This is a genomic window from Pseudomonas khavaziana (assembly GCF_036704165.1).
Lineage (GTDB): Bacteria > Pseudomonadota > Gammaproteobacteria > Pseudomonadales > Pseudomonadaceae > Aquipseudomonas > Aquipseudomonas khavaziana.
Window position 1 is genome coordinate 4,350,444 of the sequence record NZ_CP129946.1, and the last position, 23,784, is coordinate 4,374,227.

24 protein-coding genes and 4 tRNA genes are annotated in these 23,784 nt (G+C 59.2%); 10 read left to right on the forward strand and 18 right to left on the reverse strand.

Going from position 1 to position 23,784, the window contains the following annotated elements:
• Positions 1 to 22: 22 nt before the first annotated feature.
• From QYQ93_RS19235 to QYQ93_RS19250, 4 genes are read right to left on the reverse strand one after another with little or no spacing between them, the layout of a single operon-like run.
• Positions 23 to 1,045 carry a LacI family DNA-binding transcriptional regulator gene (locus QYQ93_RS19235; protein ID WP_043049569.1) on the reverse strand — a complete coding sequence of 341 codons (1,023 nt, stop codon included), beginning with the start codon at positions 1,043 to 1,045 and terminating at the stop codon, positions 23 to 25.
• 3 nt (positions 1,046 to 1,048) lie between these two features.
• On the reverse strand, positions 1,049 to 2,026 hold the full coding sequence (locus QYQ93_RS19240; protein ID WP_003192502.1) for an ABC transporter permease: 978 nt from the start codon (positions 2,024 to 2,026) through the stop codon (positions 1,049 to 1,051).
• Positions 2,023 to 3,576, reverse strand: a complete 1,554-nt coding sequence (locus QYQ93_RS19245; protein WP_338475272.1) for a sugar ABC transporter ATP-binding protein — start codon at positions 3,574 to 3,576, stop codon at positions 2,023 to 2,025. Before QYQ93_RS19245 ends, QYQ93_RS19240 begins: the two co-directional genes overlap by 4 nt.
• A gap of 57 nt (positions 3,577 to 3,633) precedes the next feature.
• A complete protein-coding gene (locus QYQ93_RS19250) occupies positions 3,634 to 4,593 on the reverse strand; it encodes a sugar ABC transporter substrate-binding protein (protein ID WP_043049567.1) in 960 nt (319 codons plus the stop codon).
• A 564-nt stretch (positions 4,594 to 5,157) separates the two neighbouring features.
• Between QYQ93_RS19250 and QYQ93_RS19255 the strand changes: the two genes are divergently transcribed.
• From QYQ93_RS19255 to QYQ93_RS19265, 3 genes are all read left to right on the forward strand, one after another.
• Entirely contained in the window at positions 5,158 to 6,246 is a 1,089-nt protein-coding gene (locus QYQ93_RS19255) for an asparaginase (protein ID WP_043049566.1), read from the forward strand.
• A gap of 213 nt (positions 6,247 to 6,459) precedes the next feature.
• Positions 6,460 to 6,741 carry a DUF1654 domain-containing protein gene (locus tag QYQ93_RS19260; RefSeq protein ID WP_043049565.1) on the forward strand — a complete coding sequence of 94 codons (282 nt, stop codon included), beginning with the start codon at positions 6,460 to 6,462 and terminating at the stop codon, positions 6,739 to 6,741.
• A gap of 4 nt (positions 6,742 to 6,745) precedes the next feature.
• Entirely contained in the window at positions 6,746 to 7,435 is a 690-nt protein-coding gene (locus QYQ93_RS19265; RefSeq protein ID WP_043049564.1) for an endonuclease, read from the forward strand.
• Positions 7,436 to 7,465: 30 nt separating this feature from the next.
• Here QYQ93_RS19265 and QYQ93_RS19270 read toward each other — a convergent pair whose 3' ends face one another.
• Entirely contained in the window at positions 7,466 to 7,831 is a 366-nt protein-coding gene (locus QYQ93_RS19270) for a sporulation protein (protein WP_043049563.1), read from the reverse strand.
• Between the two features lie 262 nt (positions 7,832 to 8,093).
• Between QYQ93_RS19270 and csrA the strand changes: the two genes are divergently transcribed.
• The 3 genes from csrA to QYQ93_RS19285 all read left to right on the forward strand — a co-directional run bounded on the left by csrA (position 8,094) and on the right by QYQ93_RS19285 (position 9,135).
• Complete coding sequence (csrA, locus tag QYQ93_RS19275; protein ID WP_043049562.1) at positions 8,094 to 8,288, forward strand: carbon storage regulator CsrA; 195 nt, start codon at positions 8,094 to 8,096, stop codon at positions 8,286 to 8,288.
• A 209-nt stretch (positions 8,289 to 8,497) separates the two neighbouring features.
• A complete protein-coding gene (locus tag QYQ93_RS19280) occupies positions 8,498 to 8,758 on the forward strand; it encodes a hypothetical protein (RefSeq protein WP_043049561.1) in 261 nt (86 codons plus the stop codon).
• Positions 8,759 to 8,850: 92 nt separating this feature from the next.
• Entirely contained in the window at positions 8,851 to 9,135 is a 285-nt protein-coding gene (locus tag QYQ93_RS19285; protein WP_043049560.1) for a hypothetical protein, read from the forward strand.
• Positions 9,136 to 9,161: 26 nt separating this feature from the next.
• On the opposite strand, the gene QYQ93_RS19290 is transcribed toward QYQ93_RS19285, so the two are convergent.
• A complete protein-coding gene (locus QYQ93_RS19290) occupies positions 9,162 to 9,830 on the reverse strand; it encodes an HAD family hydrolase (protein ID WP_043049559.1) in 669 nt (222 codons plus the stop codon).
• A 207-nt stretch (positions 9,831 to 10,037) separates the two neighbouring features.
• On the opposite strand from QYQ93_RS19290, the gene QYQ93_RS19295 reads away from it, so the two are divergent.
• From QYQ93_RS19295 to QYQ93_RS19305, 3 genes are read left to right on the forward strand one after another with little or no spacing between them, the layout of a single operon-like run.
• Positions 10,038 to 10,298, forward strand: a complete 261-nt coding sequence (locus tag QYQ93_RS19295) for a DUF2790 domain-containing protein (RefSeq protein ID WP_043049558.1) — start codon at positions 10,038 to 10,040, stop codon at positions 10,296 to 10,298.
• A gap of 42 nt (positions 10,299 to 10,340) precedes the next feature.
• Positions 10,341 to 11,012: a heavy metal response regulator transcription factor gene (locus tag QYQ93_RS19300; protein WP_043049557.1), complete on the forward strand. Its 672-nt coding sequence runs from the start codon at positions 10,341 to 10,343 to the stop codon at positions 11,010 to 11,012.
• Positions 11,009 to 12,409: a heavy metal sensor histidine kinase gene (locus tag QYQ93_RS19305; RefSeq protein WP_338475273.1), complete on the forward strand. Its 1,401-nt coding sequence runs from the start codon at positions 11,009 to 11,011 to the stop codon at positions 12,407 to 12,409. Before QYQ93_RS19300 ends, QYQ93_RS19305 begins: the two co-directional genes overlap by 4 nt.
• 12 nt (positions 12,410 to 12,421) lie before the next feature.
• Here QYQ93_RS19305 and QYQ93_RS19310 read toward each other — a convergent pair whose 3' ends face one another.
• The 5 genes from QYQ93_RS19310 to QYQ93_RS19330 all read right to left on the reverse strand — a co-directional run bounded on the left by QYQ93_RS19310 (position 12,422) and on the right by QYQ93_RS19330 (position 15,966).
• On the reverse strand, positions 12,422 to 12,895 hold the full coding sequence (locus QYQ93_RS19310) for an anti-virulence regulator CigR family protein (RefSeq protein ID WP_338475274.1): 474 nt from the start codon (positions 12,893 to 12,895) through the stop codon (positions 12,422 to 12,424).
• A gap of 73 nt (positions 12,896 to 12,968) precedes the next feature.
• Positions 12,969 to 13,583 (reverse strand): pyroglutamyl-peptidase I, encoded by a 615-nt coding sequence (gene pcp, locus QYQ93_RS19315; RefSeq protein ID WP_338475275.1) that lies wholly within the window; start codon positions 13,581 to 13,583, stop codon positions 12,969 to 12,971.
• Between the two features lie 7 nt (positions 13,584 to 13,590).
• On the reverse strand, positions 13,591 to 14,541 hold the full coding sequence (locus QYQ93_RS19320; RefSeq protein WP_046068927.1) for a DUF979 domain-containing protein: 951 nt from the start codon (positions 14,539 to 14,541) through the stop codon (positions 13,591 to 13,593).
• Complete coding sequence (locus tag QYQ93_RS19325) at positions 14,538 to 15,254, reverse strand: DUF969 domain-containing protein (RefSeq protein ID WP_043049552.1); 717 nt, start codon at positions 15,252 to 15,254, stop codon at positions 14,538 to 14,540. Before QYQ93_RS19325 ends, QYQ93_RS19320 begins: the two co-directional genes overlap by 4 nt.
• Positions 15,255 to 15,889: 635 nt before the next feature.
• A tRNA-Val gene (locus tag QYQ93_RS19330) sits at positions 15,890 to 15,966 on the reverse strand.
• Positions 15,967 to 16,150: 184 nt separating this feature from the next.
• On the opposite strand from QYQ93_RS19330, the gene QYQ93_RS19335 reads away from it, so the two are divergent.
• Positions 16,151 to 17,434, forward strand: a complete 1,284-nt coding sequence (locus tag QYQ93_RS19335; RefSeq protein WP_043049551.1) for an NAD(P)/FAD-dependent oxidoreductase — start codon at positions 16,151 to 16,153, stop codon at positions 17,432 to 17,434.
• Positions 17,435 to 17,499: 65 nt separating this feature from the next.
• Here QYQ93_RS19335 and QYQ93_RS19340 read toward each other — a convergent pair whose 3' ends face one another.
• From QYQ93_RS19340 to QYQ93_RS19370, 7 genes are all read right to left on the reverse strand, one after another.
• On the reverse strand, positions 17,500 to 18,735 hold the full coding sequence (locus QYQ93_RS19340) for a cytochrome c (RefSeq protein WP_338475276.1): 1,236 nt from the start codon (positions 18,733 to 18,735) through the stop codon (positions 17,500 to 17,502).
• A gap of 2 nt (positions 18,736 to 18,737) precedes the next feature.
• Positions 18,738 to 19,277, reverse strand: coding sequence for a (2Fe-2S)-binding protein (locus QYQ93_RS19345; RefSeq protein WP_043049549.1), 540 nt, complete (start codon positions 19,275 to 19,277; stop codon positions 18,738 to 18,740).
• Positions 19,270 to 22,101 (reverse strand): xanthine dehydrogenase family protein molybdopterin-binding subunit, encoded by a 2,832-nt coding sequence (locus QYQ93_RS19350; protein WP_338475277.1) that lies wholly within the window; start codon positions 22,099 to 22,101, stop codon positions 19,270 to 19,272. Before QYQ93_RS19350 ends, QYQ93_RS19345 begins: the two co-directional genes overlap by 8 nt.
• A 415-nt stretch (positions 22,102 to 22,516) precedes the next feature.
• A tRNA-Asp gene (locus QYQ93_RS19355) sits at positions 22,517 to 22,593 on the reverse strand.
• Between the two features lie 105 nt (positions 22,594 to 22,698).
• Positions 22,699 to 22,775: transfer RNA gene (locus QYQ93_RS19360), tRNA-Asp, on the reverse strand.
• A gap of 55 nt (positions 22,776 to 22,830) precedes the next feature.
• A tRNA-Val gene (locus QYQ93_RS19365) sits at positions 22,831 to 22,906 on the reverse strand.
• A gap of 108 nt (positions 22,907 to 23,014) precedes the next feature.
• A complete protein-coding gene (locus QYQ93_RS19370) occupies positions 23,015 to 23,779 on the reverse strand; it encodes an SDR family oxidoreductase (RefSeq protein ID WP_043051729.1) in 765 nt (254 codons plus the stop codon).
• Positions 23,780 to 23,784 lie beyond the last annotated feature (5 nt).

Here is a 23,784-nt window from a genome sequence, read left to right on the forward strand (position 1 = left end):
CATCACTACTCATCAATTCGTTTCAGCGGTATTGGGCGAACACACCGGCCAATGGCGCCGTCGACTCACGCAAAACTATACTCGGCGTCACGATACGTTGATCGATCGGCAGTTGGGGTGTTGCTATTCGTTGCAGTAATAATTCGGCCGCGGTCTCGCCCAGCTGCAGGATCGACTGCCCGACCGTCGTCAATGCCGGGTACACGTAGCGCCCCATCTGGATGTCGTCAAAACCGATCACCGATAGCTCACCTGGCACACGGATATTTCGCTCGGCAGCGGCGCGCAGTACGCCAAAGCCGATCATATCGTTGCTGGCGAAAATCGCGCTGGGCGGGTTTTCCGAGAGCAACTGCACCGCTGCGGTATAACCCCCGGTGCTGGTGAAGTCGCTTTCCAGGATACGGCTGGCCAACACTTCGACACCGGCCTCACGCAACGCACGCTGGTAGCCGGCAAGGCGCATCTGCGCCACGCGGGTATGCCCCGGGCCGCCAATACAGGCAATGTCCCGATGTCCCAACTCCAGCAGGTGCCGGGTCGCGAGGTAAGCGCCCTCTTCGTGGTCGATGCGTACCAGATCGACATCGATACCATCCAGCGCCCGATCGACAATCACCATGGGCGTGCGCACCGCACTCAAGCCAGCGGCAAGGCCACTGTCATCACCACCTACCGACGTCACGATCAAGCCGTCGACACGCTTTTCCAGCAGTACGCGCAAGTAACTGCGCTGCTTTTCAGCGTCGTCATCGGAGTTGCAGAGGATCACGCAGTAACCATTACGCTCGCAGTAATCCTCGATGCCACGGGCCAGCTCCGCGAAATACGGGTTGAGGCTGTTGGGCACCAGCAGGCCGATGGTGGCCGTGGTCTTAGCCTTGAGCGAACGTGCTACGGCACTGGGCACGTAGTCCAATTGCTTGATTGCCGCCTCGACCTTGATGCGTACCGGCTCGCTGACCGGCCGAGTCTTGTTCACCACATGGGATACCGTGGTGTAGGAAATACCTGCAAGCGCTGCCACATCCTTGATCGTTGCCATGGTTCAGCCCCGCCGACTGGCGCGCTGGCTGCGGTAAGTATCGAGGACGACGGCGATCACGATCACTGCACCGGTAATGATGCGTTTCGTGGGTTCCGTTGCGCCGATCTGCGCCAAGCCGGCAGCCAATACCGAAATGATCAACACACCGAAGAACGTACTGATGACCGAACCGCGCCCGCCCATCAGGCTGGTGCCGCCAATCACCACGGCGGCGATCACTTGCAGTTCCAGGCCCGAACCGGCATTCGGATCCGCCGCTTCCAGACGCGAAATCTGGAACAGGGCAGCCACACCGGCCAACAGGCCCATCAGGCTGAACACCAGGATCTTGTAGGGTTTGGGATTGATGCCAGCCAGGCGCACCGCCTCTTCGTTGGTGCCGATACCGATCAGGTAACGCCCGAATACAGTACGGGTCAGAACCAGCTGGGCCGCAATGATCACCAGCAGCGCGATGATGAACGATGGTGAAATGCCAAACGCAATCGGGTTGGACAGCCAGGCAAACGAGTCACCGATATAGGCGGTGCGCGAGCCTGTCATTTGGTAGGCCACGCCACGCGCCATCTCCAGCACACCCAGGGACACGATAAATGACGGAATGCGCCAGGCCACGGTGATGGAGCCGGTGATGGTACCGGCCAATGCGGCGCAACCCATGCCCAGCAAAGCGGCGGGCAGCACGCTCCAGCCCCAGCCAAGAATCGCCACGCTGACCGCCGACGCCGCCAATGCCAGCACGGAACCTACCGACAGATCGATGCCGCCGATGATGAGGATGAAGGTCATGCCCACCGCCAGCACCATCAGGTCCGGAATCTGGTTGGCCAGGGTGCTGAAGGTGTCATAGGACAGGAAGTGGTCGCTGAGCACCGAGAACAGCGCAATCATCGCCAGCAAAGCACCCGCCAGGCCCAGGTAAGTACCCAGGCCATAGAAGTTGCCGCCAGTCTTACCGGGGGAAATGCTTGTTTTCATGGGGTATTCCTAGGCGCTGCCTCGTTGAGCAGCGCGTCACGTTTCTGGTAGCCGGCAAAGGCGGCGGCGAGCAATTCGTCCTGGGTCCAGCTGTCACGCTCGAAGGTCTGGATCAGGCGTCCGGCGGACAATACGCCGATGCGGTCACAGATCAGCATCAGCTCACGCAGGTCACTGGACACCACCACCAACGCCTTACCCTGGCGCGTCAGTTCGCCGAGCAAGGCGTAGATGTCGAACTTGGCGCCGACATCGATGCCCCGGGTCGGCTCATCGAACAGCATCACCGAACAATCGCGCTCCAGCCAACGGCCGATCACCACCTTCTGTTGGTTGCCCCCCGACAGCTCGGAGACCAATTGCGCCGGGCTGGAACTGCGGATCCGCATCGCGTCGATCTGGCGCTTGGCCAAGGCCGTTTCATCGCGGCTATTGACCAGGCCGCCACCGGAGATTTCCGGCATGTTGCCCAGGGCGATATTGGCGCTGATGGACTGAGTCAGCAGCAGGCCCTCGCCTTTGCGGTCTTCGGTGATCAGGGCAATGCCGTGACCGACCGCGTCCACCGGCGAGCGGATACTCACCACCTTGGCCGGCGAGCCCAGGGCCACGGTGCCGCTGTCGGCCAGGTCGGCGCCGAAGATCAGGCGGAGCAATTCGGTGCGACCGGCGCCGATCAAGCCGGAGATGCCATAAATCTCGCCAGCTCGCACTGCAAATGAGACGTCGCGAACCTTGTCCGAGCGGCTCAGGCCGGTCACGGTCAAGGCCGGGGCACCAATCGTACGCGGGCCCAGGTCGATGTGTTCGCCCAGCTCGCGACCAACCATCAAGGTCACCAACTGCTCGCTGTTGTAATTGGCCATCGGCTCGACGCAGACCAGCTTGCCGTCGCGCAGTACCGCAATGCGCTGGGCGACACGGGCCAGCTCTTCCAGCCGGTGCGAAATATAGATGATCGCCACGCCTCGGGCCTGCAGGCGGGTGATTTGTTCAAACAGCATCTCGACTTCACGGGCGGTGAGCATGGCCGTGGGTTCGTCGAGGATCAGTACATGACAGTCGCCGATCAGGTTACGGGCAATCTCGACCATTTGCTGATGACCAATGCCCAGGCTGCCAACCAGCGTATCCGGGTCGATCGCGTCCAGGCCGACCTGGGCCATGGCGTCGATCGCAGCCTTGCGCAGTTGTTTGCGGCTGATCCAGCCACAGCTGCTTGGCAGATTATCCAGGAACAGGTTTTCAGCCACCGTCAGTGTCGGCAGCAGGTTGAGTTCCTGCATGACCATGCGTACGCCCAAGGCTTCGGCCTGGGTACGGCTGGCGGGGCAAAAATCCTGGCCATTGAACTGCATGTGCCCAGTGGTCGGCGTGACCAGGCCGCCAATGATCTTCGACAAGGTACTTTTGCCTGCGCCGTTCTCACCGGTCAGCGCCAGCACTTCCCCGCGATTGAGCGTCAGGGTGATATCGGACAGAACCGGCTGGGCATAGGTCTTACCGATACCGCTGACCGAGAGGACAGCGTTCGGGGCGGAAGATGACATAGGAAAATCTCCAGGCGCCCGCCCAGGACGAGCGAGCGCTGTTGGGTACTGCCAGGATTACTTCTTGAGGACGAGTTCGACCGGGGTTTCGATCACGCCATCTTTGGCATCGACTTTTTCACCCTTGACCAGCTTCAACGCGTTCTGGATACCGAACACGGCTTGCTGGGCGGCAGCCTGGTCGGCAGTCGCGAGCACACGTCCGTCCTGCAGCATCGGCTTGATGGCTTCGATGTTGTCGTAGCCTACGACCAGCACCTTGCCGGCCTTGCCCGCTGCACGTACAGCAGAGACGGCACCCAGGGCCATGTTGTCATTGCCGGCCAGCAGCGCCTTGAGATCGGGGTGTTCGCTCAGCATCGCCGACGCAACCTTTTGGCCCTGGTCGATTTCCCAGTTACCGGATTGGGTGGAGACGATCTTCATGCCCGCGGCATCCATCGCATCCTTGTAGCCCGCAGTACGCTGCTGGGCGTTGGTGGTGGTCGGTACGCCTTCGATGATGCCAACCTTGTCACCCGCGGAGAGTTGCTTGGCCAGGTAGTCGCCCACCAGCTTGGAGCCTTTGCGGTTGTCCGGGCCTACGAAAGGAATATCGAGGTTTTTGCTTTTGAGTACGTCAGGGTCAAGGCGGTTGTCGATGTTGACGACCTTGATACCAGCATCAGAGGCTTTCTTCAGTACGTTGGCCAGCGCTTTGGAATCGGCGGGTGCGATCACAATGGCGTTGACCTTGGAATTGATCATTTCATTAACGATGGCAATCTGTGCGCTGGTGTCGGTTTCGTTCTTGATACCGTTGGTAATCATGTCGAAATCGGCGGTGTGTTCTTTCTGATAAGCCTTCGCGCCCTCTTGCATCGTGACGAAGAACTCATTGGCAAGGGACTTCATCACCAAGCCAACCTTGGGCTTGGCGGCGGCGTCTTCAGCAAATGCAGAGGAGAGAGGTAAAGCGGCGGATGCGGCAGCAAGCACAGCGACAGCAAGAAGACGTCCAGCAAATGGCAGCTTCATGGGTTCACTCCGATCTTATGATTATTGTGAGCAACGCTTGCACCGAAGAGCCTTCGGCAGCCTCCCACCTGGGTGGCCGATACGAGCTGTCACGGTACTCAAAGAGTGCGTCGTGAAACATCTCGCAAACGTTTGCGTTAAACAAACTATGAGAACCTTGTCGGGATTTGTCAACGGTAGAAAACAAGCCTTCCATCCAGCTGTTCAGAACTGGCTGCTCGATCGAAGCCACTGATACGTTTAAGCAAAGCCCTTTACCGAATAATCCCTGAAACGACAGATCACGCCCGCCGAAGCCGTACGAGCCACCAGGATAATCCGTACAGGCTTTCGGACAACCGAACACAACAACCCTGCGCCGTTCGGAAAGCCGGACGAGGCGTCGCGCCAGCGATCTTAAAATTCGATAAAACCTGTTCTAAATCAAAACGTTAAATTAAAACAGCAAGCACCATCAGTCTGGTATGAATCCTGCTCTTTCCCAGCACCCTGCGGCGCTCAGAACCGCCCGGGTGTTCTAGATGAACCTGCAACAGCACTCATCAAAAACCAGAGAGAAAAATAATGACATCTGCACTGAAGAACTTTGTCCCGGGCGCCCTCGCGCTCCTGCTGCTGTTCCCCCTTGCCGCCCAGGCAAAAGAAGTTGAAACCAAGGCTAAACTGTCCAACGTGGTCATCCTGGCCACAGGCGGCACCATCGCCGGTGCCGGTGCCAGTGCCGCCAATAGCGCTACCTACCAGGCAGCCAAGGTCGGCATCGAACAACTGATTGCCGGCGTGCCCGAACTTGGCCAGATCGCCAATGTGCGCGGCGAGCAGGTAATGCAAATTGCCTCGGAAAGCATCAACAACGAAAACCTGCTGCAACTGGGCCGTCGCGTCGCTGAATTGGCCGACAGCAAGGATGTCGACGGCATCGTGATCACCCACGGCACCGACACCCTTGAAGAAACCGCCTACTTCCTCAACCTGGTGGAGAAAACCGACAAGCCTATCGTGGTGGTCGGTTCCATGCGCCCAGGCACTGCCATGTCGGCGGACGGCATGCTCAACCTGTACAACGCGGTTGCCGTCGCCGGCAGTAAGGATGCACGCGGCAAAGGCGTACTGGTCACCATGAACGACGAGATCCAATCGGGTCGCGACGTGAGCAAGATGATCAACATCAAGACCGAGGCCTTCAAGAGCCCGTGGGGCCCGCTGGGCATGGTCGTTGAAGGCAAATCCTACTGGTTCCGTCTGCCGGCCAAGCGTCACACCATGGATTCGGAATTCGATATCAAAACCATCAAGAGCCTGCCAGATGTCGAAATTGCCTACGGCTATGGCAACGTGAGCGACACCGCCGCCAAGGCACTGGCCCAGGCTGGCGCCAAGGCCATCATCCACGCAGGTACCGGCAATGGCTCGGTCTCTTCCAAGGTGGTCCCTGCCCTGCAGGAATTGCGCAAGCAAGGCGTGCAGATCATTCGCTCTTCCCACGTGAATGCCGGCGGTTTCGTCCTGCGTAACGCGGAACAACCTGATGACAAATATGACTGGGTTGCCGCCCATGACCTGAACCCGCAGAAAGCCCGCATCCTGGCAATGGTCGCCCTGACCAAGACCCAGGACAGCAAGGAACTGCAACGGATGTTCTGGGAATACTGATACCTGTTGATCGACCTGTAGGAGCGAGCTTGCTCGCGAAGAACGCTAACGATAACGCGCAAAGCTGACTCACTGCGGCGCTATCACGTTTTTCGCGAGCAAGCTCGCTCCTACAGTTCCTTTGTCCCACCTCTCAACAAATTTCCTTAATCGCTGTCAGACGAACTTCTTGAAATTTAAGCAGTTGCGAAATCGCCTACATTTAAATACTGTATGTGCGTACAGCCTATTAAGGAATGCTCCGTGGCAAAGCCCCCGTCCGCAGTATCAGCATCGCCTGACGCCTACCAGCGCCTGGCCATCCGCGTGCAAAAAATCATCAATTCGACCAACGCCCAGAAGGCCAAGGCAGCCTTGATCTTCCGTTTACCCGATGAGCCGGAGGACGAGTGGCAGCGTCTCCTGGAAGAAATTGCTGAAAACGACAATGTCACCCTGGCTTATCGGGATGACGGCGGCGTGCAGATTTTCTGGGTTGTGCCGAAGGAAGATTGATTGAATGAGTGCCCGCTTTATTGCCCTGTGCTGTCTGTTTTTTACCGTCACCGCCCACGCCCAAGCCCCTCGAACCTTCAGCGAAGCCAAGAAAATTGCCTGGAAGCTCTACGCCCCGCAATCCACCGAGTTCTATTGCGGGTGTAAGTACACAGGTAATCGTGTGGACCTGAAAGCCTGTGGCTACATCCCGCGCAAAAACGCCAACCGCGCTGCGCGCATCGAGTGGGAACACATCGTGCCGGCCTGGCAGATCGGGCATCAGCGCCAATGCTGGCAAAGTGGCGGGCGAAAAAACTGCACGCGCCATGACGAGGTGTTCAAGCGCGCCGAAGCTGACCTGCACAACCTGGTGCCGAGCATCGGCGAAGTGAATGGCGACCGTAACAACTTCAGCTTTGGTTGGCTGCCGGTGCAAAGCGGGCAGTACGGCTCATGCCTGACCCAGGTGGATTTCAAGGCCAAGAAGGTCATGCCACGCCCTTCCATTCGTGGAATGATCGCACGCACGTATTTTTATATGAGCAAGCAGTACGGTCTGCGCCTGTCGAAACAGGACCGGCAACTGTATGAAGCCTGGAACAAGACCTATCCAGTGCAGACCTGGGAGCGCCAGCGCAACCAGACCGTGGCCTGTGTGATGGGGCGAGGCAACGAGTTTGTCGGCCCGGTGAACCTGAAGGCCTGCGGCTGAATGTGGGCGGGGATGCCGCCCACTCAGGCCTTACTGTGCAGCCTTGTGTTCGACGATCTCCGACACCGTATCGGTTTTTTTGGCCCTGGCCATCTTTTCATTAAGCAACGCCTGCCTGGCTTCGGCCTCCGCTTTGGTAGCGAACGGCCCCAGCCGCACCTCATCCTTGCCATCGACCTTCACGATGTAAAAACTGAAACCATGCTCCAGCAACCAGGCGGTCAGGTCAGTGATCGCCTGCAGCTTGTGGTCCGGCGGGCCGACCCATAGATCCCATTCCTGAGCGGCAATCGCACCGGTTTGTGGCAGGTTTTCAGTCACGGCAGGCTTGGCCTTGGGGGCATCGACCGATTTACCTTCACCGCATCCGGCCAACGTCAACACCACAATTGCCATCGCTACTTTACGCACTGCCCTGCTCCTTTGAGGATCAAAGAGGCGACTTTACCATTCGCTGTCTATTCTGGCCGTCATAAACGTTGGTTCAAACAATGCGAATGATGTATCGCGACCTGTATGATGCCGCCATGGGAATTAATGTCGCCTCTATGCGTCCTAAAAGAGGCAGTCACAGGGAAGCGCTTCGCAGTAAGCTACACACATCCGACACCTGCCCTGTCTGAAACATGTGTCCTTAAAAGTAATCAAGGAGAAGTCCATGCTTATACTCACCCGCAAAGTCGGTGAAAGCATAAACATCGGTGATGACATTACGATCACCATCCTGGGCGTTAGCGGCCAGCAAGTACGAATCGGCATCAACGCCCCCAAGGATGTTGCCGTGCATCGCGAGGAGATTTACCAGCGCATCCAGGCTGGCCTGACTGCACCCGACAAAAACCAGATGCCTTGAAACGCCTCAGTAGCCAGCCTTTTCGTTCATTGTAATGGCTGGCGAAAACCCAATCGGCCTGCTCGCGCTTTTTTGCGTGACCAGCGCGTCCTTTGCATGTCTCTTCGCTGCAAGATGAAACTGTCCGCGTACCTGGAACTTGTCGATCTATTCGTAGCCCAATTTGTGACGCTTTTTTCCGCCATCCGAGTGCATTCAGGAGCACGTCGATGAGGCCAGTCGCGACGCCCCCACTTGTTACCCGATCCTGGATGATCGCCCTGCTGATAGGCTTGGTTTTCCTGGCGCTCGGGTATGGGTTGAGAGTGGAAGCTGAACGGGCCTTTACCGATGACCACGCCTGGCTGGACTTGACACTTCTGCTGTGCGGTTACTTGCTGGTGTTCTGCCTCAAACCCATGCAAAAGGTTATTTTGCGCAAGTTGTGCCAACGCGCAGCTGATCGTGCACACCAGCAAACCCTACGCTGATACCGCTGCATGCTATCGGATCGCCGGTATTTACAGTTGAGCAACAAGACCTATGCTTGGGCATGCACAGTCAGTCAAAGGTGCAGGAACAGATGGACACGCTCAGCAAATCCCAAATCGAAACGGCCTTGGCAGACCGCCTTCCCAGCTACAGGGTTGAGTGCACACTGCATGCCGACGGTACCTTGTCAGCCGTTCTCAGCAGCCCGGAAACCGATCATTTTGCGGTTACTGGAATCGTGCGGGCGCATTATCACGGCACTGAAGCCATCAATCGGCTCGCCACAGAGATACTCAGGGAAATGGTGTTGTCGCGTCAGGGAATGAAAAGCAGCCGGTTGCAAGCAGCCGCCTGCACAGAAGGCCGAGCCCAGTAAAGGCTCGGCCTTCTGTGCATCAGGTGTCAACGATGAACACAAAGCAAGCCATCAGCGTCGCGTAGCGCCCGCAACCCGTTATACCCCTCGATACAAGCATGATCAGTCAGCATCGGCGTCAGGTGCGCAGAGGTTACGACCATGATATCCGCCCCCGCCGCCTCGCCCGCTCGGATTCCCACGGTGGCGTCCTCGAATATCAGGCAGTCTTGCACCGGCACGCCCAGGCGCTGGGCACCCAGCACATAGCAGGCCGGATCCGGCTTGCCGCTCGCCACGTCTTCGGCTGTCACTAATACTTCCGGTACTGGAATGCCTGCCGCTTGCAGTCGGCGCATCGCCAATGCCTTTGGAGCGGATGTGACCAGCGCCCATTGATCGATGGGCAAGCCCTTCAAAAACTCTACAGCGCCAGGAATCGCAACAACCCCTTCGACATCATTCAACTCAGCCTCGGTGATCCACCGAGCTTCCACTTCGGGATCGACACCCGGCAAGGCCTGGCGAGTAATGGTATCAATCGCGCGGGCGCCATGAATGGTGGTCAGAAAGGCCTCCACGTCCAGGCCGTGACGTTCCGCCCAGATACTCCATACCCGCTCGGCTGCGGCGATGGAGTTAAGCAGGGTCCCGTCCATGTCGAACAGGAAGGCGCGATAGCGCCGGGTAAACACAGTTGGATTCGGGATGGACACTACGCGGCTTCCTCATGAGCTGGACCCCTGCAATCTACGGATCACCTTCACGCTTGTAAACGCTGAGCCCCCTCAAACCGCCTACGTATCGGTCTCACGTCAAGAATGACGAACTTGTCATGATCCTGTTGGTTGGCTGTTGGGATTGCCTGGTTACCGTGAACTCACTGCCACTGCGGCAGCCAATCCGTAACGAGAGATACCACCATGAAACTGTTTACCCTCGGTTTTGCCGCTCTGCTCACCACCGGCTCGGCGTTCGCTGCCGACACGGTCCCTGCCTCCAACGTCATTCATGACCAGACCGGCTTCTTCGTACACCTGGATGTGGCCAAGGTGCTGTCGAGCACCGACACCTATGGCCAATGCGGAGTCGTACCGGCGCAATTGCGTTACCTGGACCACCAGGACCGCGAACACGTGCTGGATTACCAGGTCCAGGGCATTGGTTGCGCCAGTGACAATTGATCGGGCTACACTTGCGCCACTTATTGAAGCAGGACATCAGCCATGAACATCCTCGTAGTCGAAGACGAACCCAAGGCCGGCAATTATCTGTTCAACGGCCTGCAGGAGCTGGGCCACTCAGTAAGCCTGGCCCGCGATGGCGTGGATGGTTTACACCAGGCCCTGGAGACGCCCTTCGACGTGATTGTGCTGGACGTGATGATGCCGAAGATGGACGGCTGGGAAGTGCTGCGCCGCCTGCGTAAAGAAGCCGATACGCCGGTGCTGTTCCTCACCGCCCGGGATGATATCGCCGACCGCATCAAAGGCCTGGAACTGGGTGCCGACGACTACCTGATCAAGCCCTTCTCCTTCGCCGAGCTGGTCGCACGCCTGCGCACCCTCAACCGCCGCGGCCCCAGCCGCGAGGAAGAACAGCTGCACATCGCCGACCTGCACATTGACGTGCTCAAGCGCCGTGTCACCCGTGCCGGCACGCGCATTACCCTGACCAACAAGGAATTCGCCCTGCTGCACCTGTTCGCCACGCACCAGGACCAGGTGCTGTCCCGCTCGTTGATCGCCTCGCGGGTATGGGACATGAACTTCGACAGCGACACCAACGTAGTGGATGTGGCCGTCAGACGCCTGCGCCTGAAAATCGACGACCCGTTCCAGCTCAAGCTGATCCACAGCGTGCGGGGCATTGGCTACCGCTTCGATACCCAGCCATGAACCGTCATCGCCACTACTCCCTGACCCTGCGCCTGGCGCTGATCTTCGCCTTGCTCGCCTTCGCCTTGCTGGCAACCCTGGGCGTGACGTTGTACCGCGAGCTGGAGCGTGAACTGATCAAGCGTGACGACGCCGCGCTGATCTCGCGCGCCAACCAACTGCGCAACCTGCTTAATGACGGCAACACCCTGGAGCTGATCAAATCCAAGCCGGAGCTGTTCCAGAATATGCTGGGCAACAGTGAGTCGGTATTGAGCATCGCCGCACCCGGGCAGCAAGCGTTATTGCTGGTGAACCCTGGCAACATCCAGATTCCCCCGGTATCGCCCGTGACGAAAGACCATGCGCTTGGGCTTGCCGACGTGCAGCATTTCCTCGATGTGAGCGGCGTACCGTTGGCCACAGTGGCGGCGTCCATCGACACCGGTGACCTGGGCAGCCTGCAAATCACCGTCGGGCGCCTGATGGCCGAGCGCACGACCATGCTCGGGCGTTATCGCTTGAACGTGTTCATCCTGGCCAGCATCGCAGCGGTGATCCTCGCCTTGGTCGGTTATGTGCTGGTACACCGTGGGTTGGTGCCGTTGCGGCGCCTGGCCAGCCATGCACAGGGCATCGGCGTCAGTAACCTGGCCGAACGTCTCGACAGCCACGGCGCCCCCAAAGAACTGCTGCCGATGATTGACTCCTTCAACACCATGCTTGAACGGCTGGCCAAAGGTTTTATCCAGCTGGGCCAGGTCTCCACCGATATGGCCCACGAGCTGCGTACCCCGATCAACAATTTGCTCGGTGAAACCCAGGTTGCCCTGCAACAGAGCCGCAGCATGGAGAGTTACCAACAACTGCTGGCCTCCAACGTCGAAGAGCTCGAACGCCTGGCGCGGATGCTCGATAACATGTTGTTCCTGGCCCGTACCGACCCTGTCAGCGCCTTGCGCCAACGCCAGGAGCTGGATGCAGCGGATGAAGTGGAACGCATCGCAGATTATTTCGAGGGGTTGGCCGGTGATGTGGGCATGCACATCGTTGGCTTGGGCGAAGGGGTGATCTGGGCTGAACCGATGCTACTGCGCCGAGCCCTGGCGAACCTGTGTGCCAATGCCATCAAGTATGGCGCGCCGAACACCGAGCTGAGTATCCAGGCAATCCCGACGACCGGAGGTACCCACCTGAGGGTCAGCAACCACGGCCAAACCATTGCCGCCGAGCATTTGCCCAGGTTGTTCGAACGCTTTTACCGGGTGGATGAATCCCGCGAATGTTCGTCCCAGTCCAACGGGCTGGGACTGTCGATTGTGGCGACCATCATGCAATTGCATAACGGCCGCTATGGCGTTACCAGTGAAGGCGGCGTGACGTGCTTCGAGTTGTTTTTTCCAGCACAGGAGGCCTGAACCTTCACCCGCTCAATCAAAGGCGCCATTGAGCACTTCGTAGATAATGCCACTGGCAATGGCCACCAAGATCAAGTCGGTTCCCGCTTGCTGCCATTCATAACCATCGTAATGGGGCAACCGTCCCAACAGGCGGCCGTCGAGCTTCTTGGCGATACCGGGTGGCAGCGGCTTGCCACGCGCCAGGTTCTTCTGGATACCTGGTGGCAATGCAGGCCCTGGGCTCCAGTAATCGCGATAACCGCCCAACACATTCAGCACGCTCCCTCGATCAACGCTGGGGCCATGACCACCTGAGCCGCTTTTGCCTTTGGGCTTGTCGTGGCCTTGTGCACCCTGGTTACCGCCTTTGTTATTACCCTGGCCCTGCTCTCCCTTGTTATTACCTTGACCCTTGCCATTACCGGGATCAGCCAGGGTAAGACCGCTACCCGCAAACAGCGCGAGAGACAACGCGACAGACACGAACTTCGGGCACTTGATCATGATGGTTTTCCAAGGTGGATACGCTTTTGAACTATAGCCGAAGTTTCCCCACCTTTTATGCGCAGCCCAGCCGTCAGCTCACCTGCCCACCCGTTTCGACCACATCGGCCTGGGTGAGCCAAGCCGTAGAGACCGCCAGCCGCAAGCCTTCAACCTGCGAAGGCTGGCCCGGTGGTGGAGAGCTCGGGATATGGATAAACCCACCGCGTATCCCGGCCCCAACCAGCCGATGTTGCAAAAGATAGAACACCTGGTTGCACACAAAGGTCCCCGCCGTTTGCGAAACCGCTGCCGCAACACCGGCCTCGCGCAGTGCCTTGACCATGGACTTGATCGGCAACGTCGAGAAGTACGCAGCCGGGCCATCGACCACCACCGCCGTATCAATCGGTTGTTGCCCGAGGTTGTCGGGGATGCGTGCGTCGTTGATATTGATCGCCACCCGCTCGATGGACATCTCGCTGCGCCCAGGTGCCAGGCCGGTAGCAATCACCATCGACGGGTTCAACTCGCTGATCAGTTGGGACAGGTACGCGCCTGCGGTGGCAAAGGCGCACGGCAAGCAACGCGCGACAATCTGCACGCCCTCGACCACTTGCACGCCATCGAGCTGTCGCGCCGCCTCCCAGGAGGGGTTCACCAAGTCGTTATCAAAGGGCTCGAAGCCCGTCAGCAGCACCGTTTGCATATGAGCCTCACATCAACAGATAAAGCAGCACGATATTGACCACCAGCATCATCAGCGCCGTGGGTATCTGGGCCTTGATCACCGCGTTTTTATCAGGCAGCTCCAATAACGCTGCCGGTACGATGTTGAAGTTGGCCGCCATCGGCGTCATCAGCGTACCGCAGTAGCCGGAAAACATGCCGATCGCCGCCATCACCGCGGGGTTGCCGCCATAAATCCCCACCAGTACCGGCACGCCGACGCCACCTGTCATTACCGGGAACGCCGCGAAGCCATTACCCATGATCACGGTAAACAAGGCCATACCCAGCACATACACCATCACCGCCACCAACTTGTAATCCAGGTTGATATAAGTGGTGGTGACGTGGGCGACAGCAGTGCCCACCCCAGCTTCATTGAACAGCAAGCCGAGCATCGCCAGCATCTGCGGCAGCACCATCGCCCAGCCCAGGGCCTCGGTCAGGCGGCGCGATTCGCGCAAGGCTTGTACCGGCGTATCGCGGGTCAGCCAGCAGGCCAGGCCCAAGGCAATCAGGCAGCCGATGCCGAGGGACACAAAGGTGGTGTTCTTCGGGTCCAGCAGCGGTACACCGCCTATTTCAGTGTGTTTGAGCAATACCGAACCAATCACCGTGGTCAGCGGGATCGCCAATGCCGGGATAAACAATTTATGGCCCAGGCGCCCGGCACTGGCGCGGGACGCCTTGTCGTGCAATTCGGCGTGCTGGCCACGACCAACACCGCCCAGCCCTGCGATCAACGCCATCACCACTACACCGACACCGATGACCACCGAAGGCAAGCGCTCCCCCACCAGGAACGGTATGGCGAACAGCAGCCAGAACAGCGCGCTGGACCAGCGCTTGGGATGGGAGCGATCGAGCAGGATCATGCCCGCGGTGATCAGCAACAGCACACCGGCCAGCCAGTACAGGTATTGAATGGAAATGATCATTGCGCAGCCTCCACCGGAGCGGTAGCCGGGCTCATCTCTCGGGTCAGGCGTCGATCAAAACGATGCAAGCGGATAGCGTGAATGATGAAGGCACAGATCGCCGTGGGAATGCCCCATACGGCAATGTGCAACGGTTCCACATCAATGCCCGAGCCCAACAGGAAGGTATGCATCAACGCAATCGCACCGAAAGCGACAAAAATATCTTCACCAAAAAACAGCCCGACGTTGTCGGTGGCCGCGCACATGGCCAATACCTTATGCCGCAGCTTGTCCGGCAGCTTGCCGTAGCGTTTTTCCGCCGCGCCTTCGGCCATGGGCGCCAACAGCGGGCGCACCATTTGCGGGTGCCCACCCAGGCTGGTAAGCCCCATGGCGGCCGTGGATTCACGCACAAACAGATACATGATCAGCAAACGCCCAACCGTGGCGCGCTCGAAGCGGGCGATCCAGTTCTGCGCATGCAGGCGCAGGCCATGGCGCTCCAACAGGCCAATCACCGCCAGCGGCAGTAACAGAATCAATTGCAGGGCACGGGTCTGGAGGAAGCCATCGCCCATGGTGGCGAGAATTTTTTCCAGCGGAAACTGGGCGGCGAACCCGGTGGCGATGGCGGCCGCGGTGACCACCAAAAGCGGATTGAAGCGCAATACAAAGCCGACCACGATGACAAGTACGCCGATCAACGGCCATAAATTCACTACTGTTTGCATGGCGGAGAGGTCCTTTAGTGCGCGCTGCGGCGCCATACAGCAGGATGTGGGCAAAGGGCTCACAGCATGAATTGGCGTGCAGTCGGCTCGGTTTTTTATTGTTGACCCGGAAGGTCGAGCGTCAGTGGCGGCAACTTTGCTGCCTGAGGGCGGGGAGTGTCCAACAAGAAAAATTGTTGCTGCAAACCAATAATTTTTGTGGGGGATGGCACCGAGCAATCGAACGCCAGCAGGTGGATTCAGACCCGGTTTTTTTGAAAAAAGATGTATGGATTCCCGAAGAGGAACTGATCATCGGTTCAGCCATATGGATTCCCAAACAGAACCTATACTCCACAATGCAGCTGTGTGTACCTGCAGTTCGTTCACGGTGTTATGCCGACAATGAGGGCTCGCGCTATGTATGCCGGACAAATGAGTGATATGGCGACCACGATTGGCGAGATACGCTGCCAAGTGTTCGTCCAGATAATCTGCCTGCTGTCGGTGGCTACGCTGTTCTGCTGACCCACCCTTCAAACCCCGAAGTACGCCGCGAGGCGTCTGTGGGTGACCATTGCCCAAATTCCAGGTAACAAAAAAGGGCCCACCTTTCGGTGAGCCCTTCCAGACCGCCCAGCAGAGCGGATTTTGTTTGGTAGGCGCGATTGGACTCGAACCAACGACCCCCACCATGTCAAGGTGGTGCTCTAACCAACTGAGCTACGTGCCTGCTGTGAGGCGGCATTCTACGGAATTCCGGAGGGGTGTCAACATCTTTTTTGCAGCTAAGCCTATGAATATGCGAATTTTTTATTTGCGCCGGGCACGCCTGTGATTTCCCGGTGGCTGGCAGGCAATTTTCAACTCAGGTAGGATCGCCGCACTCGTAAAAAATATAAAACAGAGGTTCCAGGATGGCGAACACCCCCTACCCCCAGTCGTATTACGCCGCTTCCGCCAATGCAGTTCCGCCTCGCCCGACACTGCAAGGTGAAGTCGAAACCGATGTGTGCGTGATTGGTGCCGGTTATACCGGGCTTTCCAGCGCGCTGTTCCTGCTGGAGAACGGCTTTCGCGTGACCGTCCTGGAAGCAGCCAAGGTCGGCTTTGGTGCCTCGGGCCGTAACGGTGGGCAGATCGTCAACAGTTACAGCCGCGATATCGACGTGATCGAGCGCAGCGTCGGCCCTAAGCAAGCACAATTGCTCGGGCAGATGGCCTTTGAAGGCGGCAGGATCATTCGCGAGCGCGTGGCCAAGTACCAGATCCAGTGCGACTTGAAGGACGGCGGTGTGTTTGCCGCGCTCAACAGTAAGCATATGGGCCACCTGGAATCGCAGAAGCGCCTGTGGGAACGCTACGGCCATACGCAACTGGAGTTGCTGGACGAACGCCGCATCCGCGAGGTGGTGGCCTGTGACAACTATGTCGGCGGCTTGCTGGATATGAGCGGCGGGCACATCCACCCGCTCAACCTGGCGCTGGGCGAAGCGGCCGCGGTTGAGTCGCTGGGCGGTACGATCTATGAGCAATCGGCAGCGGTGCGTATCGAACGCGGCGCCAACCCCGTGGTGCACACCGCCGAAGGCAGGGTCAGGGCCAAATTCATCATCGTTGCCGGCAATGCCTATCTGGGCAACCTGGTGCCGGAGCTGGCAGCCAAATCGATGCCGTGTGGCACGCAGGTGATCACCACCGCACCACTGGGCGACGAATTGGCCAAGACCTTGTTGCCGCAGGATTACTGTGTCGAGGACTGCAACTACCTGCTCGACTACTACCGCCTCACCAGTGACAAGCGCCTGATCTTCGGCGGCGGCGTGGTGTATGGCGCCAGGGACCCGGCGAATATCGAGGCAATCATCCGGCCGAAAATGCTCAAGGCATTCCCGCAGTTGAAGGATGTGAAGATCGATTACGCCTGGACCGGCAACTTCCTGCTGACGCTGTCGCGCTTGCCGCAGGTAGGCCGTCTTGGTGACAACATCTATTACTCACAGGGTTGCAGCGGCCATGGCGTGACGTACACGCACCTGGCAGGCAAGGTGCTGGCAGAAGCGCTAAGAGGTCAGGCAGAGCGCTTTGATGCGTTTGCCGACCTGCCGCATTACCCGTTCCCGGGTGGGCAGCTGTTGCGCACGCCATTTGCGGCGCTGGGGGCTTGGTATTACGGCCTGCGGGATAAATTCGGAATGTAGACACACACCCGGTGTGAGAGCGACTTGCTCGCTCCCACACTGGTTGAGCGCTTTCTACACTGCCGTCAATGCGCCTCGTGTTCTGCGGACGGCGCCTGGGCTTGCAGCTTCTGCACATCGTTCACGGCCAGCTCAGCCGATTGGCCGCCCCAGCCTTGGCGCAGGTAATTGAGCAGATCGGTCAGCTGTTGTGCATTGAGCTTGTCGGAAAACCCCGGCATCGGTTGCATGTGCTCGAACCCGGAAAATTTCTGTTCGCCGATACCGTCCTCGATCACGCGCAGCAGGTTGCGCGGGTCTTCCAGGCGCAACGTGGTGTTACCGCGCATGGCCACTGCGATGTGCGGCTTGCCTTCGCCACCTGCGGCATGGCAACCGGCGCAGACGTTCAGGTATTCCTGGCGGCCGCGCTGAGCGCTCGGGCTGAGTTGATCCATCGGCACTTCGACCAGCGCTTTGGCGGCCGGCGGTTTATCGCCCAGCAGGAACGTCGCCATCGCCGCCAGATCCGGATCGCTCAAGCCCTGGGTGCTGTTATGGAACACCGGGAACATCTCGTTGAACATCGTGCCTTGGGCACTCATGCCGTGCTTGAGGAATGTGGCCAGGTCCTGCTCATTCCAGCCGCGAGCCGCCAGGTCAGTAGCGAGCAGGCTCGGCGCCAGATACCCGTTGAGAATGCCGCCGGTCAGGCGCTTGTCCAATTGCATCGCACCCGGCAGGCCGCGGGGTGTGTGGCATTCGCCACAATGACCGAGTACCTCGACCATGTACTGGCCGCGTTTCCAGGTATCGCTTTTGCCTTCGGCCGGCTCCAGTTTCAGGGCTTTGCCGTACAGCAGGTTCCAACCGATCAGGCCCAGGCGCACGTTGAACGGAAAGCTCAGGCGGGTCTCCGGCGCGGCGCGCTCGATAGGCTCGATAGTTTTCAGGTACGCGTGAATCGCGTCCGAATCCTCACGGGGCATCAGGTGGTACGAGGTGTATGGCATCGCCGGATACAAATGTGCACCGTCGCGACGCTTGCCTTCGGTCAGCGCAGCGAAGAACTCCTCATCACTGTACAAACCGATGCCGTGCTCTTTGCTCGGCGTGATATTGGTGCCATAGATCGTGCCGAACGGCGAGACGATCGGCAAGCCGCCCGCAAACGGCGCGCCGCCCGGTGCCGTGTGGCACGCCATGCAGTCAGCTGCGCGGGCGAGGTATTCACCGCGCTTGACCTGATCATCGGCATGGGCAAACAACACTGGCGCAGCCAGGCCGACCGCCAGGGTCAGGCGGGTCAGAAATAGCTTCATGCTTAACCCTCCTTGACCAGACCGAGATCGTTCAGCACGTTGCGGGTGGCGTTGTAGTAACGCACATACCCGGTGCACCGGCAGATGTGATGGCCCAGGCTGTCTTCGATAACCTGTTCCAGCTGGCTTTGCACAATCGGCTGGCGTTGCAGCTTTTCCACCAGCACCGTCGCCGCGTTGACGAAGCCCGGTGCGCAGTAGCTGCACTGGAACGCGAACTCGTCCACAAAGCGCTGCTGGATCGGGTTCAGCTCTGTGACCTGCCCCGACTCGTCGCGCTTGGCATGGGATTCGATGGTGCGCACTTTCTTGCCTTCAAAGTAATGCGCGCCAGTGATGCACGTGCGCACTTCCTCGCTGGTGCCGTCCGGGTTGTCGACGATCACCACGCAAGCGTGGCAAATACCCTGGCCGCAGCCTAGACGCGAGCCGGTAAGGTTTTTGTATTCGTGCAGGTAATCGATCATCGGCAGGTCATCAGGGATGTCCACCGGGCCGACGGATTGACCATTGAGGGTCAGTTGAAGCGGACGGTCAGCCATTGAGGGCCTCCTTGATGCGCGCAGCCGTGATTGGCAGGTCGCGAACACGTTTACCGATGGCGTGGGCCACGGCATTACCGATGGCCCCGACGATCGGGATCATCACCACTTCAGCGATCCCCTTGGACGGGTCGCTTGGCGACAGCGCCGGCAGAATCTCCGACGTTTGCTTCCACACGGCTACGTGACGCGCCATCGGCAGACGGTAACGGTTGAAGTTCCAGTCGCCCTCCCCCGGCCCGCCTTCGTACAGCGGCATCTCCTCCATCAACGCGTGACCGATACCCATGGCGACACCGCCTTCTAGCTGGCCTTTAACCAATTCCTCCACCAACACACGGCCGCACTCGATCCACGAATGGTGATTGAGCACTTCGACCTGCGCCGAGCCCTTGTTGACCTTCAACTCGACCAATGTGGCCACCGGGCTGTAGTAAGTCACGGCAGCGTTGTTCAACTGCGTCGCGGGGTAGCTGATGTTCTGGCGGTCCAACAGGTGGAAACCGGCGGTGCTCATCAGCGCTTGCTTGGCTTTCGGCGCACCGTCGCCGTACTTCACCGCCAGACCGTCGAGGGGCAGGCGCTCGCGAACGCCGTCGATGCTGTATTCAGCCTCTGCCCAGCTCCAGCGGTTGAACCCGTGGACAGTGGCAGCGGTGACCAGGCCACGCTCGTGGGCGTGCTTGGCCAACACCTCGAAGCTCAACGGTTGCATGCCGTTGGCGGTGAGCTTGCCGTCGACCCAATGCGCATCCTCACGGCGTACCACATAGGGGTTGGCCTGGCCGCCGAACGGACCCTGACGCCAGATCTCCAACGCCGCCGGCCACAATCCGTGGTTGAACAGCACGCGCGCCGCTTCACGGGTGGCATGGCTGAAGTAATACGCCGAGTTGGTGGCCGAAGACGCCGAAGCGAGCTTGCCTACCCAACGCGGGTTGCGCAGCAGGTTGTCCTGCTCGGCCTGACTCATGATGTAAGGGTTGCCGCTGGTGATCAGCTGCATCTCCTTCCATTCTGTTTCGCCGGTCTTCACTTCGTGTGCCGGGCTGCCGAGGAAATCAGCCACCACCAGCGACTGCGAGGTAGACATGCCGGTGCCGATTTCGATACCGATGTGGCGCAGGCTGATGCGACCGTCTGCGCTGAACTCGATACTGGCCATCGGCGCTTCGGAACCGGTACCGAAGTCTTTCTGGCAGATGGCAAAACCGACGCCGTACCAGTTGTCCGGGTCAGCGGCTTCGCGTTGTTTCTTGATCGCGTCGCGGTTCTTCCACACGTCGTGCACAGCGGCTTTGTCGAGAATTTCGTGCAGGCGCAAGGCACCGGCAGGAATGGCGCCCTGGGTGTTCTTCATGCCCGAACGCAGGGCATTCTTGCGACGCAGCTCGATGGCATCCACACCGAGACGACCGGCGATTTCGTCGACCATCATTTCCGTCGCGGCCATGCTCTGCAGGGTGCCGTACCCGCGCATCGAACCGGCTTCAACGCCCCGCGAGTGATAGGCGGTGACTTGCAGGTCGTTCTGCGGCATGTAGTAGATCGATTGCGCAGCCGTGGCGCCTACTGCGGCGACCGAGGGGCTGTAGTTGACCCGGCCACCGCCATCGACGCTCATATCAGCCAGGAAGATCTTGAAGCTGTGGTCGTTCTTGTCGACAGCCAACTGGTAGCGGATGTCGAACGGGTGACGCTTGATGCCGCTCTGGAACTGCTCGTAACGGTCATTGGCCAGGCGCACCGGCACGCCGCCGCCATACAAGGCTGCGAGGGCTGCGTAGTAGACAAAGATATTGTGGTCTTTGGAGCCGTAACCCACGGTATAACCGGGGTGCATATTCAGGTTGGCCAGGCCGAAGCGCGACGGCGAGATCATTTTTGCGGTCTCGGTCGCAACTTCCAATGGGCACTGGGTGGCCACCACAAAGTGCAGGGTCTTGGTCGCTGGATCGTACCAGCCGTTGCCGTTATCCGGCTCCATGGCCGCCGGTTCGATCGATGGGGTTTTGTAGCGCTCGTCGAACACCAACCAGTTATCCGGCGGCGTGTTGAGCTGGCTCTTCATGCGGTCGGCGTAGAACAGACCGCGCTCGGTCAGGTTGCCGTGCAGGTTCGGCTGGGAATTCCACACCGGGCGCCGGTTTTTCAGCATCGGGAACAGGATCGAATCCTTGAGACTGGCGAATTCATCCTCATCTGCCGAGGTCGGGCCGCCAACGCGCACGTAGCGAAAGCTACCGTAAGGGTCGCCTTCGTAGTACGGCACTTTGGCGCCGTAACGAATCGCCTTGTCATTGAACTTGAGTTTGTTTTTTGCCTGACGGAACCGCTCGAAATCGTTCCAGATCAGGATCGCCACCGGATGACCGATGAACATCGGCACCTTGCCTTCCGGCAACAGTGGATCCGGAGCATGTTCTTCCGGGAACACGATACCGTCGTTGTCCAGGTCGGCAGCGGTAACAATACGGTCCGGCTGCAGGCCGGCGCCGAGCCACGCCAGGTCGTAGCCCGCATAGATATGGTCGGCCTTGGTGGTCTTGAGCAGCATGGCGTGACCTTGCTGCACAGGCCAGCCGGGCATGTCCTTGGAACGGATGTCGCGGGCGAAGACTTTACTGCCACAGACTTTCGACAAGGCATCGTTACGCTGGCGCGCCTTGCCGTTATTGCCCAGCCATTTTTCGGAGGGCACGGTGACGCTGTTTTCCATCAAGGCCGCCAGCGCCTGGGTGCTGAGCGGCGTGAGCGTGACGCTCACACCCGCCACCAGCCCGCCCTGGAGGAACGAGCGCCGGGTTATTTCACGGTTGGACATGGATCATCCTCTGAGCGGTTATACATCCGCCCTTATGGTTAAGTGCAGCGAATCTGGAGACTTGCAGAAGCCTTTCTGGACGAACTAAAAGGCCATGATGACAGTTCAAAGTTGACCGAAGGGTTAACTTTAAAGGTTTCTGCGCCTGCGGCAAATAACCACATGGAAATTTTTTGACACAACAATGCAAAACGGCCGGCAAGATCGATACGATCTGTCGGCCGTTTGCCTGTGAATGCGGGATATTGGCGCAGCTCAAGAAATTGGGCGTTGGCTGCTGCGAACACGATGGTGAGGTTTTACAAACGCCAGACACAAAAAACCCCGGTCTTTCGACCAGGGTCTTTGCTATCAGATCAAGTCAGCCAGTGGCTTTCTTGTGCTTCAAGGCGTTCAGTGGGCCTTGAGGCAGATATGGCGCAGCGGACGGGACTCGAACCCGCGACCCCCGGCGTGACAGGCCGGTATTCTAACCGACTGAACTACCGCTGCGTATCGCTTGGCTGATTGAGCGTAAAGCCTCAACCACCTTTAAACATCTGATCGATCAACCTGGGTTGTTCAATCTCAAGCCCGATACATCGAACCTGGAAAATATGGCGCAGCGGACGGGACTCGAACCCGCGACCCCCGGCGTGACAGGCCGGTATTCTAACCGACTGAACTACCGCTGCGCGTCGGTGCAACCTTTAACGTTGCGTCTTGCCCTGAAGCAAGACTCTCAAGAAGTGGTGGGTGATGACGGGATCGAACCGCCGACCCTCTGCTTGTAAGGCAGATGCTCTCCCAGCTGAGCTAATCACCCTTTGCTTCGTTGAGGCCGCGAAATTTACGCAGGTAGCGGACCTAAGTCAATAGCCCGCTTGAAGTTTTTCTGAAAAAGACAAAATCACTTCAAGACAGCTACCCCGCCCTACTCGCTATAAATCATCTTCTTGCTCATGCCACCGTCCACCACAAACTCTTGCCCGGTGACAAACCCGGCCTGACGCGACAGCAACCAGGCTACCATCGCCGCCACGTCCTCAACCGTACCGACCCTGCCCGCAGGGTGCTGGGCATGATCGGCGTCGGTGAGCGGCTCGGCACGGCGCGCAGCAGGATCACGCGCATCGATCCAGCCGGGGCTGACCGCATTGACCCGTACTTCCGGGCCCAGGCTCATGGCCAAGGCGTGGGTCAGGGCCAGCAGGCCACCCTTGCTCGCCGCATAGGCTTCGGTGTCCGGCTCCGATTGACGGGCCCGGGTCGACGCCAGGTTGACTATGGCACCGCCGTGGGCCCGCAGGTAAGGCGCACAATGCTTGGCCAGCAGCATCGGCCCGCTGAGGTTCACCGCCAGTACGCGATTCCAGTGGGCCAGATCGAGGCTTTCCAGGGTGATATTGCGCGGATCGGCCACAGCCGCATTGCATACCAGCGCATCCAGGCGCCCGAACTGCCCCAGCACCTCGGCGACACCCTGGGCGACTTGCTTCTCGTCAGCCACGTCCATGGTGATGAACCAGGCATTCTCGCCCAGCACCTTGGACACCCTGGAACCGCGCTCGCGGTCCAGGTCAGTCAATACCACCTGCCAGCCTTCGCTGATCAGCCACGCGGCAATACCGAGCCCAATGCCGCGCGCCGCCCCCGTTACCAGCGCAACGCGCCCGTTAGTGGCCGCTGCAGCCTCCATGGACC

Excerpts from the sequence above, each read along its gene's own strand:
- QYQ93_RS19345 (WP_043049549.1), bottom strand. The coding sequence starts at position 19,277 with ATGGCTGACCGTCCGCTTCAACTGACCCTCAATGGTCAATCCGTCGGC.
- QYQ93_RS19325 (WP_043049552.1), bottom strand. The coding sequence starts at position 15,254 with ATGCAAACAGTAGTGAATTTATGGCCGTTGATCGGCGTACTTGTCATC.
- QYQ93_RS19335 (WP_043049551.1), top strand. The coding sequence starts at position 16,151 with ATGGCGAACACCCCCTACCCCCAGTCGTATTACGCCGCTTCCGCCAAT.
- QYQ93_RS19300 (WP_043049557.1), top strand. The coding sequence starts at position 10,341 with ATGAACATCCTCGTAGTCGAAGACGAACCCAAGGCCGGCAATTATCTG.
- QYQ93_RS19260 (WP_043049565.1), top strand. The coding sequence starts at position 6,460 with ATGTGCGTACAGCCTATTAAGGAATGCTCCGTGGCAAAGCCCCCGTCC.
- csrA (WP_043049562.1), top strand. The coding sequence starts at position 8,094 with ATGCTTATACTCACCCGCAAAGTCGGTGAAAGCATAAACATCGGTGAT.
- QYQ93_RS19280 (WP_043049561.1), top strand. The coding sequence starts at position 8,498 with ATGAGGCCAGTCGCGACGCCCCCACTTGTTACCCGATCCTGGATGATC.
- QYQ93_RS19265 (WP_043049564.1), top strand. The coding sequence starts at position 6,746 with ATGAGTGCCCGCTTTATTGCCCTGTGCTGTCTGTTTTTTACCGTCACC.
- QYQ93_RS19320 (WP_046068927.1), bottom strand. The coding sequence starts at position 14,541 with ATGATCATTTCCATTCAATACCTGTACTGGCTGGCCGGTGTGCTGTTG.
- QYQ93_RS19340 (WP_338475276.1), bottom strand. The coding sequence starts at position 18,735 with ATGAAGCTATTTCTGACCCGCCTGACCCTGGCGGTCGGCCTGGCTGCG.
- QYQ93_RS19250 (WP_043049567.1), bottom strand. The coding sequence starts at position 4,593 with ATGAAGCTGCCATTTGCTGGACGTCTTCTTGCTGTCGCTGTGCTTGCT.
- QYQ93_RS19270 (WP_043049563.1), bottom strand. The coding sequence starts at position 7,831 with ATGGCAATTGTGGTGTTGACGTTGGCCGGATGCGGTGAAGGTAAATCG.
- QYQ93_RS19305 (WP_338475273.1), top strand. The coding sequence starts at position 11,009 with ATGAACCGTCATCGCCACTACTCCCTGACCCTGCGCCTGGCGCTGATC.
- QYQ93_RS19285 (WP_043049560.1), top strand. The coding sequence starts at position 8,851 with ATGGACACGCTCAGCAAATCCCAAATCGAAACGGCCTTGGCAGACCGC.
- QYQ93_RS19295 (WP_043049558.1), top strand. The coding sequence starts at position 10,038 with ATGAAACTGTTTACCCTCGGTTTTGCCGCTCTGCTCACCACCGGCTCG.
- QYQ93_RS19370 (WP_043051729.1), bottom strand. The coding sequence starts at position 23,779 with ATGGAGGCTGCAGCGGCCACTAACGGGCGCGTTGCGCTGGTAACGGGG.
- QYQ93_RS19350 (WP_338475277.1), bottom strand. The coding sequence starts at position 22,101 with ATGTCCAACCGTGAAATAACCCGGCGCTCGTTCCTCCAGGGCGGGCTG.
- QYQ93_RS19240 (WP_003192502.1), bottom strand. The coding sequence starts at position 2,026 with ATGAAAACAAGCATTTCCCCCGGTAAGACTGGCGGCAACTTCTATGGC.
- QYQ93_RS19255 (WP_043049566.1), top strand. The coding sequence starts at position 5,158 with ATGACATCTGCACTGAAGAACTTTGTCCCGGGCGCCCTCGCGCTCCTG.
- QYQ93_RS19310 (WP_338475274.1), bottom strand. The coding sequence starts at position 12,895 with ATGATCAAGTGCCCGAAGTTCGTGTCTGTCGCGTTGTCTCTCGCGCTG.
- QYQ93_RS19235 (WP_043049569.1), bottom strand. The coding sequence starts at position 1,045 with ATGGCAACGATCAAGGATGTGGCAGCGCTTGCAGGTATTTCCTACACC.
- pcp (WP_338475275.1), bottom strand. The coding sequence starts at position 13,583 with ATGCAAACGGTGCTGCTGACGGGCTTCGAGCCCTTTGATAACGACTTG.
- QYQ93_RS19245 (WP_338475272.1), bottom strand. The coding sequence starts at position 3,576 with ATGTCATCTTCCGCCCCGAACGCTGTCCTCTCGGTCAGCGGTATCGGT.